This window comes from Serratia sp. CY38905 (assembly GCF_052168875.1).
Classification (GTDB): Bacteria; Pseudomonadota; Gammaproteobacteria; order Enterobacterales; family Enterobacteriaceae; genus Serratia; species Serratia sarumanii.
Map to the genome: position 1 here is coordinate 147,602 of NZ_JBJNLV010000009.1, position 16,143 is coordinate 163,744.

15 protein-coding genes and 3 tRNA genes are annotated in these 16,143 nt (G+C 59.2%); 10 read left to right on the forward strand and 8 right to left on the reverse strand.

Features of this window, described 5'->3' with window-relative positions; genetic code table 11:
* Positions 1-284: 284 nt before the first annotated feature.
* Positions 285-1,310 carry an HTH-type transcriptional repressor PurR gene (gene purR / locus ACJ8MK_RS18575; RefSeq protein WP_033638375.1) on the forward strand — a complete coding sequence of 342 codons (1,026 nt, stop codon included), beginning with the start codon at positions 285-287 and terminating at the stop codon, positions 1,308-1,310.
* On the opposite strand, the gene punR is transcribed toward purR, so the two are convergent.
* Complete coding sequence (punR, locus tag ACJ8MK_RS18580; protein ID WP_033648176.1) at positions 1,307-2,251, reverse strand: DNA-binding transcriptional activator PunR; 945 nt, start codon at positions 2,249-2,251, stop codon at positions 1,307-1,309. The two genes, purR and punR, sit on opposite strands and share 4 nt — an antisense overlap.
* A gap of 123 nt (positions 2,252-2,374) precedes the next feature.
* On the opposite strand from punR, the gene punC reads away from it, so the two are divergent.
* Positions 2,375-3,586, forward strand: coding sequence for a purine nucleoside transporter PunC (gene punC / locus ACJ8MK_RS18585; RefSeq protein ID WP_033638373.1), 1,212 nt, complete (start codon positions 2,375-2,377; stop codon positions 3,584-3,586).
* A 344-nt stretch (positions 3,587-3,930) separates the two neighbouring features.
* The gene (cfa, locus tag ACJ8MK_RS18590; RefSeq protein ID WP_033638372.1) at positions 3,931-5,082 is read left to right on the forward strand and encodes a cyclopropane fatty acyl phospholipid synthase; all 1,152 of its coding nucleotides are present in this window, start codon (positions 3,931-3,933) and stop codon (positions 5,080-5,082) included.
* Positions 5,083-5,155: 73 nt separating this feature from the next.
* Here cfa and ACJ8MK_RS18595 read toward each other — a convergent pair whose 3' ends face one another.
* Together ACJ8MK_RS18595 and ACJ8MK_RS18600 are read right to left on the reverse strand one after the other, a co-directional pair.
* Complete coding sequence (locus ACJ8MK_RS18595; RefSeq protein WP_016927929.1) at positions 5,156-5,449, reverse strand: I78 family peptidase inhibitor; 294 nt, start codon at positions 5,447-5,449, stop codon at positions 5,156-5,158.
* A 54-nt stretch (positions 5,450-5,503) separates the two neighbouring features.
* The gene (locus ACJ8MK_RS18600) at positions 5,504-6,154 is read right to left on the reverse strand and encodes a riboflavin synthase (RefSeq protein WP_033638371.1); all 651 of its coding nucleotides are present in this window, start codon (positions 6,152-6,154) and stop codon (positions 5,504-5,506) included.
* Between the two features lie 238 nt (positions 6,155-6,392).
* Here ACJ8MK_RS18600 and ACJ8MK_RS18605 point away from each other — a divergent pair, with 238 nt between their 5' ends.
* From ACJ8MK_RS18605 to ACJ8MK_RS18635, 7 genes are all read left to right on the forward strand, one after another.
* Positions 6,393-7,769: an MATE family efflux transporter gene (locus tag ACJ8MK_RS18605; RefSeq protein WP_033638369.1), complete on the forward strand. Its 1,377-nt coding sequence runs from the start codon at positions 6,393-6,395 to the stop codon at positions 7,767-7,769.
* Positions 7,770-7,950: 181 nt separating this feature from the next.
* A tRNA-Val gene (locus ACJ8MK_RS18610) sits at positions 7,951-8,027 on the forward strand.
* Positions 8,028-8,047: 20 nt separating this feature from the next.
* Positions 8,048-8,124: transfer RNA gene (locus tag ACJ8MK_RS18615), tRNA-Val, on the forward strand.
* A gap of 20 nt (positions 8,125-8,144) precedes the next feature.
* Positions 8,145-8,221, forward strand: a tRNA-Val gene (locus ACJ8MK_RS18620).
* Positions 8,222-8,332: 111 nt separating this feature from the next.
* A complete protein-coding gene (locus tag ACJ8MK_RS18625; RefSeq protein WP_049196154.1) occupies positions 8,333-8,638 on the forward strand; it encodes a cupin in 306 nt (101 codons plus the stop codon).
* Positions 8,639-9,031: 393 nt separating this feature from the next.
* Entirely contained in the window at positions 9,032-10,444 is a 1,413-nt protein-coding gene (gene pykF / locus ACJ8MK_RS18630) for a pyruvate kinase PykF (RefSeq protein ID WP_033638367.1), read from the forward strand.
* Positions 10,445-10,752: 308 nt separating this feature from the next.
* Positions 10,753-10,989 (forward strand): major outer membrane lipoprotein, encoded by a 237-nt coding sequence (locus ACJ8MK_RS18635; protein WP_004931354.1) that lies wholly within the window; start codon positions 10,753-10,755, stop codon positions 10,987-10,989.
* Between the two features lie 140 nt (positions 10,990-11,129).
* On the opposite strand, the gene ACJ8MK_RS18640 is transcribed toward ACJ8MK_RS18635, so the two are convergent.
* The 5 genes from ACJ8MK_RS18640 to sufC all read right to left on the reverse strand — a co-directional run bounded on the left by ACJ8MK_RS18640 (position 11,130) and on the right by sufC (position 16,124).
* Positions 11,130-12,143: a L,D-transpeptidase family protein gene (locus tag ACJ8MK_RS18640; protein ID WP_033653930.1), complete on the reverse strand. Its 1,014-nt coding sequence runs from the start codon at positions 12,141-12,143 to the stop codon at positions 11,130-11,132.
* A gap of 297 nt (positions 12,144-12,440) precedes the next feature.
* Positions 12,441-12,857, reverse strand: coding sequence for a cysteine desulfuration protein SufE (gene sufE / locus ACJ8MK_RS18645; RefSeq protein ID WP_033646295.1), 417 nt, complete (start codon positions 12,855-12,857; stop codon positions 12,441-12,443).
* Between the two features lie 36 nt (positions 12,858-12,893).
* Complete coding sequence (sufS, locus tag ACJ8MK_RS18650; protein WP_039566382.1) at positions 12,894-14,120, reverse strand: cysteine desulfurase SufS; 1,227 nt, start codon at positions 14,118-14,120, stop codon at positions 12,894-12,896.
* Positions 14,117-15,403 (reverse strand): Fe-S cluster assembly protein SufD, encoded by a 1,287-nt coding sequence (gene sufD, locus ACJ8MK_RS18655; protein WP_103829455.1) that lies wholly within the window; start codon positions 15,401-15,403, stop codon positions 14,117-14,119. The genes sufS and sufD overlap by 4 nt, the downstream gene beginning before the upstream one ends.
* Complete coding sequence (gene sufC / locus ACJ8MK_RS18660; RefSeq protein ID WP_016927936.1) at positions 15,378-16,124, reverse strand: Fe-S cluster assembly ATPase SufC; 747 nt, start codon at positions 16,122-16,124, stop codon at positions 15,378-15,380. The genes sufD and sufC overlap by 26 nt, the downstream gene beginning before the upstream one ends.
* Positions 16,125-16,143: the final 19 nt, after the last annotated feature.

Genomic DNA, 16,143 nt, shown 5'->3' on the forward strand with positions numbered 1-16,143 from the left:
GTACAATTAGTACGTCAAATCATTTTCCCACAGTTCGCCGATAAAATCTTGTTATCATTTCCCGGTTTATAATCTCGATTACCTCTTCCACTTTTGTTCAATATGCGACAAAATTCGCAGTTCACAACTGCGTACCGGCATCCATGCCCCTCCTGATTAAGCGCTGAAGACTTCAACACACTAAAAACTCAGTTTTCGCTTCTCTGGAGAAGGATCTACGTAGGCAAACGATTAACATCACACTTACATGCTGTAAACATGTGAGTTCAGGAGTCATTCCTTACATGGCAACGATTAAAGATGTGGCCAAACGCGCGGGCGTTTCCACCACCACCGTTTCGCACGTCATCAATAAGACTCGTTTCGTCGCCGAAGAGACCAAAGCGGCCGTGTGGGCCGCCATCAAAGAGCTGCACTACTCGCCGAGCGCCGTGGCGCGCAGCCTGAAAGTCAATCACACCAAGTCGATCGGCCTGCTGGCCACCTCGAGCGAAGCGCCCTACTTTGCCGAAGTGATCGAGGCGGTGGAAAACAGCTGCTACAGCAAAGGCTACACCCTGATCCTGTGCAACTCGCACAACAATCTGGACAAGCAGCGCGCCTACCTGGCGATGCTGGCGCAAAAGCGCGTCGACGGCCTGCTGGTCATGTGCTCCGAGTACCCGGATCAGCTGCTGGGCATGCTGGAAGATTACCGCAACATCCCGATGGTGGTAATGGACTGGGGCGCCGCGCGCGGCGACTTCACCGACACCATCATCGATAACGCGTTCGAAGGCGGCTATCTGGCCGGCCGTTACCTGATCGAGCGCGGCCACCGCGATATCGGCGCCATTCCGGGCCAGCTGTCGCGCAACACCGGCGGCGGCCGTCATCAGGGCTTTATGAAGGCGCTGCAGGAAGCGCATATCGACATTCGCGAAGAGTGGATCGTCCAGGGTGACTTCGAACCGGAGTCCGGCTACAAGGCGATGCACCAAATCCTGTCGCAAAAACAGCGGCCGACCGCGGTATTCTGCGGCGGCGACATCATGGCGATGGGCGCCATCTGCGCGGCCGACGAGCTGGGGCTGCGGGTGCCACAGGATATTTCCGTGATCGGCTACGACAACGTGCGCAACGCCCGCTACTTCACCCCGGCGCTGACCACCATTCACCAGCCGAAAGAGCGTCTGGGCGAAATGGCCTTCACCATGCTGCTGGATCGCATTATCAGCAAACGCGAAGAGTCGCAGGTGATCGAAGTGCATCCGAAGCTGATCGAACGCCGCTCGGTCGCCGACGGCCCGTTCATCGACTACCGCCGCTAATCCCCCGCGCCGGAAGCCTGCGCGGCTTCCGGTTCCACCTCGCTCAGCCACTCCTGATTCAGCGTCTCCCCATCGCCCAGATACGCCAGCAGCCAGCTCATCGCCGGTGACGGTTTATCCTGCTGCCAGGTCAGGCAGCAAGGGCTGGCGGGAAACGGCTGCTGCAGCTGCAACGCCGTCAGCTCACCGCGCTGCACCCGCGGCAGCGCCCGATGCGCCGGCATCATGCCGACGCACAGCCCGGCGCACAAACAGTCGAGCGCCGAAGTCCAGTCCGGCACCACCAGCCGCCGCTGGTTATCCAGCGTCCAGGTGACGCGCTTGGGCAGATTGCGCGAGGTGTCCTCCAGGCAAAGCGAAGGGTACGGCCGCAGCTGATCGTCATTCAGCGGCCCCGTCAACTGCGCGAGAGGATGTTGCGGGCTGGCCACACACAGCCAGTTCATATAACCCATGTCGCGGAAGGCGAAGCCGCCGCCGACCGGCACCGCGCGCGTGGCGCCGATCGCCATGTCCGCCCTGCCGTCCACCAAGGCATCCCACACGCCGTTGAACACTTCGGGTTGCAGCATCAATTCGACGTCGGGGAAATGACGGTAGAAATCCAGCACCAGTTGGCGGCTGCGCTGCGGTTTGACGATGATGTCGACCGCGATATTCAGCTGGCCGCGCCACCCGTTGGCCACCTGCTGACAGTGGCGGCGGGTGTCGAGCATTTTTTTGATAACAACTCGCGCATCTTTGATAAACAGCGCACCGGCGGGCGTCAACTCCACATCGCGATGACGCCGCTCGAACAAGGGCACCGCCAGCCATTGCTCCAGCTGCCGTACGGTATAGCTGACCGCCGACGGCACCCGGTGCAGCTCCTGCGCCGCCGCGCTGAAACTGCCGGTGCGCGCCACCGCATCGACCACTTCAAGAGAATATTCAGACCACATCGCCTTGCCTTCAATTTTTTTAACAGCACTTTGCAAATATTACCGTTTCACAAGCAGAGATCCAGCCGGATACACTGGCCGGCGCTAAAAACCTGCGACATTAAAATATTAACGAGAAATACCATGCGAAATTCCTTTGGCTTTATGTTCTACCTCGCCGGCCTGAGCATGCTGGGTTATCTGGCGACCGATATGTACCTGCCCGCCTTCGGCGCCATGCGGGAGGAACTGCAAATTTCCGCCGGCGCGGTGAGCGCCAGCCTAAGCATCTTCCTGGCCGGCTTCGCCTTTGCGCAGCTGCTGTGGGGGCCGCTCTCCGACCGTCTGGGCCGCAAACCGGTATTATTGATCGGGCTGACGCTGTTCGCCCTCGGCTGCCTGGGCATGCTGTGGGTGGAAAACGCCGTGCAGCTCTGGATCCTGCGCTTTATTCAGGCCGTCGGCGTCTGCGCCGCCGCCGCCATCTGGCAAGCGCTGGTGGTTGACCGTTACCGCGAAGGCCAGGCCAACCGCGTGTTCGCCACCATTATGCCGCTGGTAGCGCTGTCGCCGGCGCTGGCGCCGCTGCTCGGCGCCTGGTTGCTGAACCACGCCAGCTGGCGCGCGATCTTCGCCGCGCTGTTGGCCATCACCGCGCTGCTGCTGCTGCCGACGCTGCTGCTCAAAGAGCGCGCCAAAACGCAGCCCAGCGCCGATGCGCCAAAAAACGGCGTCAGCTTTTGGCAACTGTTGAGATCCCCGGTGTTCAGCGGCAACGTCGCCATGTACGCCGCCTGCTCGGCCGGCTTCTTCGCCTGGCTGACCGGCTCGCCGTTCATCCTCGGTGACATGGGCTACAGCCCGAGCGATATCGGCCTGAGCTACGTGCCGCAAACGCTGGCCTTCCTGCTGGGTGGCTACGGCTGCCGCGCCGCGCTCAAGCGCATCAATGGCAAAACCCTGCTGCCGTGGCTGCTGGTAGCTTATGGTGTCAGCATGGTGGCGCTGTATCTGGTGGCCACCCTGACCGATCCGACGCTTACCACGCTGCTGATTCCGTTCTGCGTGATGGCGCTGGTCAACGGCGCCGGCTACCCGATCATGGTGGCGAATGCGCTGATGCCGTTCCCGGAAAGCAGCGGCAAGGCCGCCGCGCTGCAAAATACGCTGCAGTTGGGGCTGTGCTTTGTGGCGAGCATGCTGGTGTCGGCGTTTATTGCCCAGCCGCTGTTGGCGACGGTGACGGTGATGGTGTCTACGGTAATCCTGGCCGCGCTGGGGTATTTCCTGCAGCGGGGAAAAGCGGCCGATGCGCAGCAAAAGCCGCAGCGGGAACATGCTAACTCAGCGTCATAATTGCCAAGTTTAATAATCACTTAAAGAATATGCGTGCCGAGTGCGATTTACAGTTGAGTCAACGCCTCGGCACGCCTATACTCAAAAACAACCTTGTAAAGTAACACCTTATAATCTCTATATCTCAATTAGCGCTTGTGTACGCGCTTTGCGTCACACTCTTTTTTTAAGGAAGCGTTTATCCCGCGCCGTTCGCGCCGGGTCGCTTCTTTAAATTTCCTCTGTTCATAGTCGGATATCAGACGCCGCGGGCCTATTTTCCGCCGGTAAACGTATGCACCCGCAGAAATTGTCTAAGCTGTTTCCTAACGGGTCATCAGTCAGAAGAAGGTGATGGAGAAGCTATGAGTTCATCGTGTATAGAAGATCTGAGCATCCAGGACAATCAGTGGTACCGTATCGCGCACGAAATGCTCGGCCTGGCCGGCATTGAAATCAACGGTTCGCGCCCCTTCGATATTCAGGTTAAAAACCCCGATTTCTTTAAACGCGTCTTGCAGCAAGGTTCGCTGGGCCTGGGCGAAAGCTATATGGACGGCTGGTGGGAATGCGAGCGGCTGGATATGTTCTTCCAGCGCGTGGTCAGCGCCGGGCTGGAGAAGAAACTCCCCCACCACCTGAAAGATACCCTGCGTATCGCCGCCGCGCGCCTGACCAATCTGCAATCGAAAAAGCGCGCCTGGATCGTCGGCAAAGAACATTACGATCTCGGCAACGATCTGTTTACCCTGATGCTCGATCCTTACATGCAATATTCCTGCGGCTACTGGAAAGACGCCACCACGCTGGAGGAGGCACAGGAAGCCAAGCTGCGGATGATCTGCGAGAAACTGCAGCTGCAACCGGGCATGCGCTTGCTGGACATCGGCTGCGGCTGGGGCGGCCTCTCCGCCTATGCGGCAAAAAATTACGGCGTATCGGTGGTAGGCGTGACCATCTCCGCAGAACAGCAGAAGCTGGCTCAGGCGCGCTGCGCCGGGCTGGATGTGCAGATCCTGCTGCAGGATTACCGCGATCTGCATCAGCAGTTCGATCGCATCGTCTCCGTCGGCATGTTCGAGCACGTCGGGCCGAAAAACTACCGCACCTATTTCAATGTGGTAGAACGCAATCTGGCGCCGCACGGTCTGTTCCTGCTGCACACCATCGGCTCCAACAAAACCGACATGAACGTCGATCCGTGGATCAACAAGTACATTTTCCCGAACGGCTGCCTGCCTTCAGTGAGCCATATCGCCGAAGCCAGCGAGGGCCATTTCGTGATGGAAGACTGGCACAACATCGGCGCCGACTACGACCGCACGCTGATGGCCTGGTTCGAGCGCTTCAAACAGGCGTGGCCGCAGCTTGCACCGCGCTATTCCGAACGCTTCGAGCGGATGTTCAGCTATTACCTGAACGCCTGCGCCGGCGCGTTCCGGGCGCGCGATCTGCAGCTGTGGCAGGTGGTGTTCAGCCCCAAAGGCGTTGAAGGCGGCATCCGCGTCGCCCGCTAAGCGCTTGCCCGACAAAAAAGGCCCCGGCAGCAATATCGCCGGGGCCTTTTTTTGCTCGTTCGACGCGTACGGCTTAGCCGCAGTAGACGCGGATGATTTTATCGTCGCTGTCGCCAAGGAAGTTCAGGCGGCGCAGGTTGAAATCCATGGTGACGGCAGAGTTGTACGGAATGGCGCGCACCTTGGCGTCGATCCGCACGCCTTCCAGCGAGGTCATCGGTTTGCCGACGAAGTTTTGATACTGCGAAGCGCCGCAGGTATCATCCGCATCGGCCATTTGCGCGCCCGCGCCCTGCTCAGGCGAACTGCTGCAGGCGCTCAGCGCCAGCAACGCGGTTAACAACAACGTTTTCCCATAAAACTTCACGCGTTTCTCCTCTCTGCTTATGATTCGATGCCGGCGGCAACGCCCGAATCGCTGTCAGTCTTTGTGCGCCGGCGCCATCGCCGCCGCCAGCGCCGCTTCCCGATTGGCCAGCACACGTTCGACGGTGTCCACCACCGCCTGCGTTTGCGGATCGATCTCGATGTTCACCTTGTCACCCAGGCGTTTCTTACCCAGCGTGGTGCGATCCAGCGTTTCCGGGATCAGGTGCACGCAGAAACGGTTATTCACCACTTCGCCGATGGTCAGGCTAATGCCGTCGATGCCGATGAAGCCTTTGTGCAGCACATATTTCATCAATTCGGCATTCGGCATGCGCAGCCATACCTGGCGGTTATTTTCCGAGGTATAAATCTTGGCCACTTCCGCCGTGCAGATAATATGGCCGGACATCAAATGGCCGCCAATTTCGTCATTGAACTTCGCCGCGCGCTCGATATTGACGATGTCGCCCAGCGCCAGATCGCCGAGGTTGGTCAGGCGCAGCGTTTCCTTAATCAAATCGAAGCTGACGCGGTTGCCTTCCACCGCGGTGACGGTCAGGCAGCAGCCGTTATGGGCCACCGACGCGCCCAGCTCCAGTCCCGGCAGCAGCTCGGCAGGCATTTCGATCACGTGGGTGCGGAAATTGGGTTTCTCATCAATGGCGACCAGCGGCGCGGTGCCTTGTACGATACCGGTGAACATATGTGCCTCTTCTTGCTAAATAGGTTAAAACGCTATCGGCAGTTTGCCCCAGTTGGCGCTGAAAACCAAATCCGCGACGGCAAAAAACGAATGGCTGCGCATTTAATAACTATTTATCTGCGGCGTTTGCTTAACGACGCCGAGCAGGTACAATCTTTTTGACAAAATTCCGCTATTTTAATTGTTGTCCTCTCGCGGCAGCCCTCCCTCCCACATATATAAATAGAAAGGTGTATGCGTGCAGAAGTACTTAATTGAAGCGCGTAGTTTATTGGCTCTCGCTATCCCGGTCATCATCGCGCAAATATCGCAAACCGCCATGGGCGTGGTGGATACCATCATGGCCGGCGCTTACAGCGCCACCGACATGGCGGCGGTTGCGGTCGGCACTTCAATCTGGCTCCCGGCCATCCTGTTCGGCCACGGCCTGCTGCTGGCGCTGACCCCGGTTATCGCCCAGCTTAACGGCGCCGGGCGGCGCGATCGCATCGCTCACCAGGTGCGCCAGGGTTTTTGGCTGGCTTCCGGCGTGTCCGTGCTGCTGATCGTCGTGCTGTACAACTGCAAGTTCGTCATCGACATGATGCACAACATCGATCCGCAGCTGGCGGATAAAGCCGTCGGTTATCTGCACGCCATCATGTGGGGGGCGCCGGGTTACCTGTTCTTCCAGGTGATGCGCAACCAGTGCGAGGGGCTGTCCAAAACCAAGCCCGGTATGGTGATCGGCTTCCTCGGCCTGCTGGTGAATATCCCGATCAACTACATCTTCATCTACGGCAAATTCGGCATGCCGGAGCTGGGCGGCGTCGGCTGCGGCGTCGCCACCGGCAGCGTCTACTGGATCATGTTCCTGATGATGCGCGGCTACGTGAAGCGCGCGCCGTCGCAGCGCGACATCAAACGCCAAACCGGCGATCTCGGCGGCCCGGACTGGGCGGCGCTGAAACGCCTGATCGGCATCGGCATGCCGGTGGCGCTGGCGCTGTTCTTCGAAGTCACGCTGTTCGCCGTGGTGGCGCTGCTGGTGTCGCCACTGGGGATCGTCGCGGTCGCCGGCCACCAGATCGCGCTTAACTTCAGCGCGCTGATGTTCGTACTGCCGCTGTCGCTGGGCGTCGGCGCCACCATCCGCGTCGGTTATCGTCTGGGGGAAGGCTCGGTCGAAGGCGCGCGCGTCGCCGCTTACTCCGCCATCGGCGTCGGCATCACCATGGCCGTCTGCACCGCGCTGTTTACCGCCGCCTTCCGCGAACCGATCGCCCTGCTGTACAACGACAGCCCGGCGGTGGTGGCGATGGCCTCGCAGCTGATGCTGCTGGCGGCGCTGTACCAGATCTCGGATTCTGTCCAGGTGATCGGCAGCGGCGTGCTGCGTGGTTATAAAGATACCCGCGCGATCTTCTTCATCACCTTCATTGCTTATTGGGTGTTGGGCCTGCCGAGCGGCTATCTGCTGGCGTTAACCGACGCGGTGGTGCCGGCGATGGGGCCGAGCGGTTTCTGGATCGGCTTTATCATCGGCCTGACCTTCGCCGCCATCATGATGGCGCTGCGCATGCGCTGGCTGCAGAAACAGCCGACCACCGTCATCCTGCAGCGATCCACGCGCTGAATCCGCTCCCGGCCGGTTTCATCCCCGGCCGGGCTGCGGTTTGCGGAAAAAAACGCCGGACTGCGCACAACCTCAGCAATCGCGTGAAATACCAAATAAAATTGCGCTTTTCCCCTTGCCAGCACGCGGGTAGCTCGTTAATATTCGTCCCCGCTGTCAGCCATGACAGACAGGAAAAGATGCGTCCGTAGCTCAGTTGGTTAGAGCACCACCTTGACATGGTGGGGGTCGGTGGTTCGAGTCCACTCGGACGCACCAAATTCCTGAAGCAGTACAGTGCGTCCGTAGCTCAGTTGGTTAGAGCACCACCTTGACATGGTGGGGGTCGGTGGTTCGAGTCCACTCGGACGCACCAAATTTCAGAAGCAGCGCAGTGCGTCCGTAGCTCAGTTGGTTAGAGCACCACCTTGACATGGTGGGGGTCGGTGGTTCGAGTCCACTCGGACGCACCATATTGCTGATTCACCTCCCCCTGTCGCGTTATACTTCCCGTTATTTCGTCTCTGCCCGACCGCCTGCTCGTTATGTCGATCGCGCCGTGCTACCGTCATCAGGAACGCCACATGACCACTTTTACCGCCAAAACCGCCTTTTTACCGCTCGACAATGGCCTTGCCCGCCGTGAAGGCGTGATGAGCGACGGTTCGCCGGCGGCGGAAGTGCGTTTCGAGGCCGGCGCCTTCGGCCAGTTGCAAAAGCCCCCGCACGCGCTGCAAACCCGAGTGATATCCGGTGAATTCGAGTTCACTCTCGGCGGCGATACGCGAGTGGTGCGGGCCGGCGAGAGCCTGATATTGCCGGCCAACGTCGCCAGCGGCTGCTTCTGCCTGAGCGCCGGCGTGCTGCTGGAAATCCCCCTAACGCGGTAAGCCATATTTACAGAAAGGTTATTTGCGCAACAAGCGGCCCACAACGCGTTGCATTTGCGCCACATTTGGCCCCGTTTTGCTATATCCGCCGCACCGCCGCGGTTTTTTATTTTGTTTCCCGCCGCTTAGCCTTTATAATGCGCAACGTCTATCAGTTGAATGGTTTCAGCCCTTGATCTGCGAAAACGCAATAACAACACGATGTGATCTTACCCCGTTGCGCAGCATCCCCGCGCCCCCGCGCGGGCTGAATTTTTCCGCCCCACTTCAACTGTCGTCACCTATCCTTAACTATGTTTTTCACCACCAGGCACGGCCCAAATTCCCTACCGGCGTAAACCGCGCCGGTCAAATTCGTTTTTTTATCCATCACAACTTGTAGAAAACTCCGCCATGAAAAAGACCAAAATTGTTTGTACCATCGGTCCAAAAACCGAATCGGAAGAAATGCTGACCAACCTGCTCAATGCGGGCATGAACGTGATGCGTCTCAACTTCTCTCACGGCGACTATGAAGAGCACGGCAACCGCATCAAGAACATGCGCGCCGTGATGGCGAAAACCGGCATCAACGCCGGCATCCTGCTGGATACCAAAGGCCCGGAAATTCGCACCATGAAACTGGAAGGCGGCAAAGACGCCTCGCTGGTCGCCGGCCAAACCTTCACTTTCACCACCGACCAGAGCGTGATCGGCAACAGCGAACGCGTGGCGGTCACCTACGCCGGCTTCGCTGCCGACCTGAAAATCGGCAATACCGTGCTGGTTGACGACGGCCTGATCGGCATGGAAGTCACCAACGTGACCGAGAACGAAGTCGTTTGTAAAGTGCTGAACAACGGCGACCTGGGCGAGAACAAGGGCGTCAACCTGCCGGGCGTATCCATCCAGCTGCCTGCGCTGGCCGAAAAAGACAAACGCGACCTGATCTTCGGCTGCGAGCAAGGCGTCGACTTCGTGGCGGCGTCCTTCATCCGTAAACGCTCAGACGTGCTGGAGATCCGCGAACACCTGAAAGCCCACGGCGGCGAGCAAATCCAGATCATCTCCAAGATCGAAAACCAGGAAGGCCTGAACAACTTCGACGAGATCCTCGAAGCGTCCGACGGCATCATGGTTGCCCGTGGCGACTTGGGCGTGGAGATCCCGGTCGAAGAAGTGATCTTCGCCCAGAAGATGATGATCGAGAAATGCAACCGCGCGCGTAAAGTGGTGATCACCGCCACTCAGATGCTCGATTCCATGATCAAGAACCCGCGCCCTACCCGCGCGGAAGCCGGCGACGTTGCCAACGCCATCCTGGACGGCACCGATGCCGTCATGCTGTCCGGCGAGAGCGCCAAGGGCAAATACCCGCTGGAAGCGGTCAACATCATGGCGACCATCTGCGAGCGTACCGATCGCGTGATGCCAAGCCGCATCGACGCCCTGAACGATCGCCGCAAGCTGCGCATCACCGAAGCGGTGTGCCGGGGTGCGGTTGAAACCGCCGAGAAACTGGACGCGCCGCTGATCGTGGTCGCCACCAGCGGCGGCAAGTCAGCGAAATCCGTGCGTAAATACTTCCCGAACGCGGTGATCCTGGCGCTGACCACCAATGAAACCACCGCGCACCAGCTGGTGCTGAGCAAGGGCGTCATCCCGCAGATGGTCAAGGAAATCGCCTCTACCGACGACTTCTACCGCATCGGTAAAGAAGCCGCCCTGGCCAGCGGCCTGGCACAGAAAGGCGACGTCGTGGTGATGGTTTCCGGCGCGCTGGTGCCGAGCGGCACCACCAACACTGCCTCGGTACACGTGCTGTAATATAAAACGTGACATAATTGCCTTGATCAAAACGCCGCTTTGCGGCGTTTTTTTTATCGGCAGTAAACTATTTTTCTCAAAACGCAACCGCGATCCGCTCATTATTTAGCTAATAAAGAATCGGAGTAGTCCCATGGAAGCCGGCTGTTTTCCCTCGTTTTTTTAACTAATTTGTAAAACCAGATGCAAGTTTGAGCGAACGATCAAAATAAAGCACCTCAACACTAAAAAATTATTCTCTTTCGAAAAAAGTTTGTGTAATACTTGTAACGCTACATGGAGATTAACTCAATCTAGAGGGTGTTATAATGAATCGTACTAAACTGGTACTGGGCGCGGTAATCCTGGGTTCCACTCTGCTGGCTGGCTGCTCTAGCAACGCTAAAATCGATCAACTGTCTTCTGACGTTCAGACTCTGAACGCTAAAGTTGATCAGCTGAGCAACGACGTGAACGCAATGCGTTCTGACGTTCAAGCTGCTAAAGACGACGCAGCACGCGCTAACCAGCGTCTGGACAACCAAGCTCACGCTTACAAAAAGTAAGATAGCTTTGGTTATTGAAAACGGCGCACATTGTGCGCCGTTTTTTTTTGCCTGTCCCTTGGACTGGTTTTTCCTGCACCGCAGGCAAAAAAAGAGGCTCAGCACGCTGAACCCCTCTTCGACCACACAATCCTGCAAACTTAGTTCACGGAACTGATTGGCGCTGCCTTGAATGGGCTCTTATTCGCCTCAGGCGTCGCTGCAGGCGTCAAACTCACCGCCGACGGGCTCTCCCCTACGTTGACCAGCACCGGCATGCCAGAACGGCGTACAACCGCGCTATCGAACACGGCGCGATCGGTCTGAGCATCCGCAGCGAAGGCTTTCTCCGCTTTAGACAACGCAATCGGCATGGTCTGCGGATCGTCGCTTTCTACCCGCGACAGCGGCTGATGCACTTCCACATAGCGTTTGCCGTCCGGCTCAACCGAAATCTTCACCGGATCGTTGATCACCTGCACCCGCGTACCGCGCGGCACCTGATTGAACAGCGCTTCGATATCCGTCGGACGCAGACGAATGCAGCCGGAGCTGACGCGCATGCCGATACCGAAGTTGGCGTTGGTGCCGTGGATCAGGTATTCACCGCGCCCCATCGCCAGACGCAGGGCGAACAACCCCATCGGGTTCTCAGGGCCGGCCGGCACCACCGCTGGCAGCGTCACGCCCTGGGACTGATAGCGTTTGCGGATATTGGCGGTTGGCGTCCAGGTCGGGTTAGGGATCTTCTGGCTGACGGAGGTCACCTCCAGCGGCGTGTGCATCCCGGTCTGGCCGATACCGATCGGATAGACGATCACTTTGTTCTCGCCTTTCGGGTAGTAGTAAAGACGCAGCTCGGCCAGGTTGACGATGATCCCTTCACGCTTGGTGTCAGGCAGCAGCATTTGGGTCGGAATGGTCAGCACCGTACCCGGCTTGGGCAGGAACGGGTCAGTGCCGGGGTTGGCTTCCAGCATGCCCAGCAGGCCGATCTTGTAGTCGGCGGCGATCGCCTCCAGCGGACGGCCGTCGTTTGGCACGGTATAAGTGGTGTTTTCACCGATCAGACGGCTGTCCGGCGGCGGCAGCGGGTACTCGGTCGCACTGGCGGCCTGAGTGCCGGCCAATACGGTGGCGAAGACCATGCCCATTAAACTCAACGCACGTTTCATTATCATCCCTATATTTTTTTATGACGGTTCGCCCCCAAGGCTAACGAGCGCCTGGCGGTGGGTAAATCAGACAATACCTGATTAATACTAGCAACGCTGGTATCAAAGGCAATAAGTCCTCTAAAAATCAACACGTTATAACGTAATCGCCGCCGCTGATTGTCAACGAAACGTCAATAGGTAAGCTGCTGAAATATCACTGAATTGGGAGCATTGCCCAGGGGAAAACTGCGGATTGTAAAGACTCATTGACAAAGCGAAGGTATCAATGAGCCTTGAGGATACGGGCGTTATGGGTCAGGCCAGCTGCGCCGCTTTGCTGCGAATGGCGCGGATCATCGCCTCCAACCCCTGTGAACGCGAAGGCGTCAGATGTTGGCTGAGCGCCAACTCGCTGAAAAACGGCCGCACATCGAGATCGACGATCTGCTGTGGCGTCAATTGACGATAAAGAATAAACACCACCGCCAGCAGCCCTTTGACGATCGCCGCGTCGCTGTCGCCGTGAAACTCGACCTGCCCCTGCTCATCACGGCGCATCACGATCCATACCTGGCTCTGACAGCCGGAGATCAGGTTGCCGGCCTGCCGCTCGGCCTCGTCCAGCGGCGGCAATTTGGCGCCGAGTTCAATCACGTACAGGTATTTCTCCTCCCAGTTCAAACAGCGGGAGAAATTACGCACCAATTTATCTTTGTCCGGCAAATTCGCCATGGGGATCCTTTTGTACCGCCGGGGACGCGCCCCGGCCTAGCCTAATAGCTGATGAATGCGTTGCAGCCCGGCCACCAGCCGGTCCACCTCTTCGCGGGTATTATATAACGCCAGCGAAGCGCGGCACATGCTCGGCACCTGATAAAAAGCCATCAGCGGCATTGCGCAGTGATGGCCGGTGCGAATGGCGATGCCGTACTGGTCGAGGAAGCTGCCGACGTCATAGGCATGGTGCTCCCCCAGGTTGAAGGCGATCACCCCGGCGCGATGGGCCGGACCATAAACTTTCAGCGTCGGCACCTGCCTGAGCGCCTCCAGCGCGTAGTGCATCAGCGACTGTTCATAATCGTGGATCGCATTCAGGCCCAGGGCTTCGACGTAATCGAACGCCGCCCCCAGCCCCATGATGCCGGCGGTGTTCGGCGAACCGGCCTCGAAGCGCCACGGCGGATCGGCGAAGGTGGTGCCCGCCGTCAGGCTGACCTGGCGGATCATCGAGCCGCCCCCTTCCCACGGCGGCATCTGCTGTAACAACGCCTGGCGGCCGTACAGCATGCCGATGCCGGAAGGGCCGTACAGCTTATGGCCGGAAAATACGTAAAAATCGCAGTCCAGCGCCTGCACATCGACGCGCTGGTGCATTACCGCCTGCGCGCCGTCCACCAGCACCGTCAGCTCCGGCGCCAGGGCTCTGGCGCGGGCGATGATGTCGCGTACCGGGTTGACGGTGCCCAGCACGTTGGAGACCTCGGTCAGCGCCAGCAGTTTGCAGGACGAGTCGACCAGCTCCGGCAGCAACGCCAGATCCAACGTACCGTCCGGCTGCAGCGGCCACACCCGCAGCTGCAGCCCACGCTCCTGCGCCAGCATCTGCCACGGCACGATATTGGCGTGGTGCTCCATCTCGGTGATGAGAATCGCATCGCCCGGTTGCAGCAGGTGGCGGCCAAAGCTGTTGGCCACCAAATTGATGCCTTCGGTGGTGCCCTTGACGAACACCATCTCTTCCGCTGAAGCGGCGTTGATAAAGCGTGCCGCCTGTTCCCGCACCGCTTCCATCTGCTGGGTCGCCTCGGCGCTCAGGGTGTGGATGCCGCGATGCACCGCCGCATAACCGTGGCGGTAGAACTCCAGCTCGCGGTCGATCACCGCCTGCGGTTTCTGCGCGCTGGCGGCGCTGTCGAGATAGGCCAACGGTTGGCCGTTCACCTCACGCGCCAGCAGCGGGAAATCGCCGCGCACGCGTTCAATCGGATAACTCATTCAGCCTCCCCCGGCAGGCGCTGGGCGATACGCGCCAGCACCCGTTCCCGGATGGTGTCATTGGCGATGCCTTCGGTGAGCTCGGCGGCGAAGGCGAAAATGATCATCTGCTGCGCCGCGTGTTTGTCGATGCCGCGCGACTGCAGATAGAACAGCTGCTCTTCATCGATGCGCCCCACGGTGGCGCCGTGGCTGCATTTGACGTCGTCGGCGTAGATCTCCAGCTGCGGCTTGGTATCCACCTCCGCCACCTTGCCCAACAGCAGGTTATGGTTGGTCATCTGGCCGTCGGTTTTAATCGCGTGCTTGGCCACTTTGATCATGCCGTTGAACACCGCCTTGCCGCGATCGCTGACCACGGTTTTATGCAGCTGGCGGCTTTCGCAATAGCCCTTGTTGTGCTCCAGATAGGTGCGGGTATCGCAGATCTCTTTGCCCACCGGCAGCACCAGGCTGTTGATCACCAGATTTGCGCCTTCGCCGTTCAGCTGCGCGCTGGTGTTGTGGCGCGTCAGGCCGGCGCCCAGCAGGAAACTGTCGCTTTTCACCCGCGCGTCGCGGCCGATAACCAGATCGTTGTGGGCAAAGTGGTAGCTCGGCTGGCTTTCAAACGCCAGCTTGCAGTGCAACAGCCCGGCGTTGTCCGCCACGTTGGCGGTCAGGCGCGCGCCAGTGAAGTGCGCGGCCTCGCCCAGGCTGACGTAGTGTTCAATCACTTCCGCCTCGGCCCCGCGCCCGATCTCCAGATGGTGACGATGATGTACGGTGTTCACTTCCCCGGTGGCGCCGCGTCCGCTGCTGATATGCAGCAGGTACAGCGGGCGGGCCGGGGCCTTGCCGGCCGGCAAGCGAATCAGGCTGGTTTCCTGCGCCAGGCTTTCGGTCAGGTGCAGAAAAATTTCCGGTTGGATCGGCTCCGGCAGCGCCTGCGGCGTGCCATAGGCGGTCAATTCGAACTGGTAGTCGCCCAAATCGCCATCGCTCAGCGCGGCGCTGTAGCGGCCGTCGATAAACACCAGCCGACAGGCATCGATGCCGAGCGCCAGCGCCTCAAGCTGATCAGCGCTCACCGGCGCGGGCTGCGGATCGAGGAACTGCTGCTCCAGCAGGCTCTCCAGCGGCGTGTATTTCCAGTTTTCATGCTTGCGCGTTGGCCAGCCGAGGCGCAGCGCCTGCTGCCAGTGCGCCAGCGCATGCGGCGAACGCTCGCCGCCGCGGCCTTCGAACAGGCGATACAGCTGCTGCAGCGCGTTTGAATTACTGTTGGTCGGTAAGCCAGCCATAGCCCTGCTCCTCCAACTGTTTCACCAGCGAGAAATCGCCGGATTTGACGATGCGCCCCTGGGACAGCACGTGTACGTAATCCGGCTGGATGTAGTCCAGAATGCGCTGATAGTGGGTCACGATGATAAACGCGCGCTTGCCGTCCCGCAGCGAGTTGACGCCGTTGGCGACGATTTTCAGCGCGTCGATGTCCAGGCCGGAGTCGGTTTCATCGAGAATGCACAGATCCGGCTCCAGCGCCGCCATCTGCAGAATGTCGTTGCGCTTTTTCTCGCCGCCGGAGAAGCCGACGTTGACCGAACGGGTCAGCAGATCGGCCGGCATATCCAGCAGCGCGATTTTCTCTTCGATGAAATCGGCGAAGTCAAAGCGATCCAGCGGCTCCTGCTCGCGGTATTTGCGCACCGCGTTGACCGACGTCTGCAGGAAGAAGTGGTTGCTGACGCCGGGGATCTCCACCGGGTACTGGAAGGCCAGGAACACGCCCTCGCCGGCGCGATCTTCCGGATCCAGCTCCAGCAAATCCTTGCCTTTGAAAGTGACTTCCCCTTCGGTCACTTCATACTCTTCACGCCCGGCCAGCGTGGCGGACAGCGTGCTCTTGCCCGAGCCGTTCGGCCCCATGATGGCGTGCACTTCGCCCGGTTTGATCTCCAGATCCAATCCCTTGAGGATCTCGTTGCCTTCCACGCTGACTTTCAAATTCTTGATGCTTAACATGCTGTGTCCTCAGATAGCG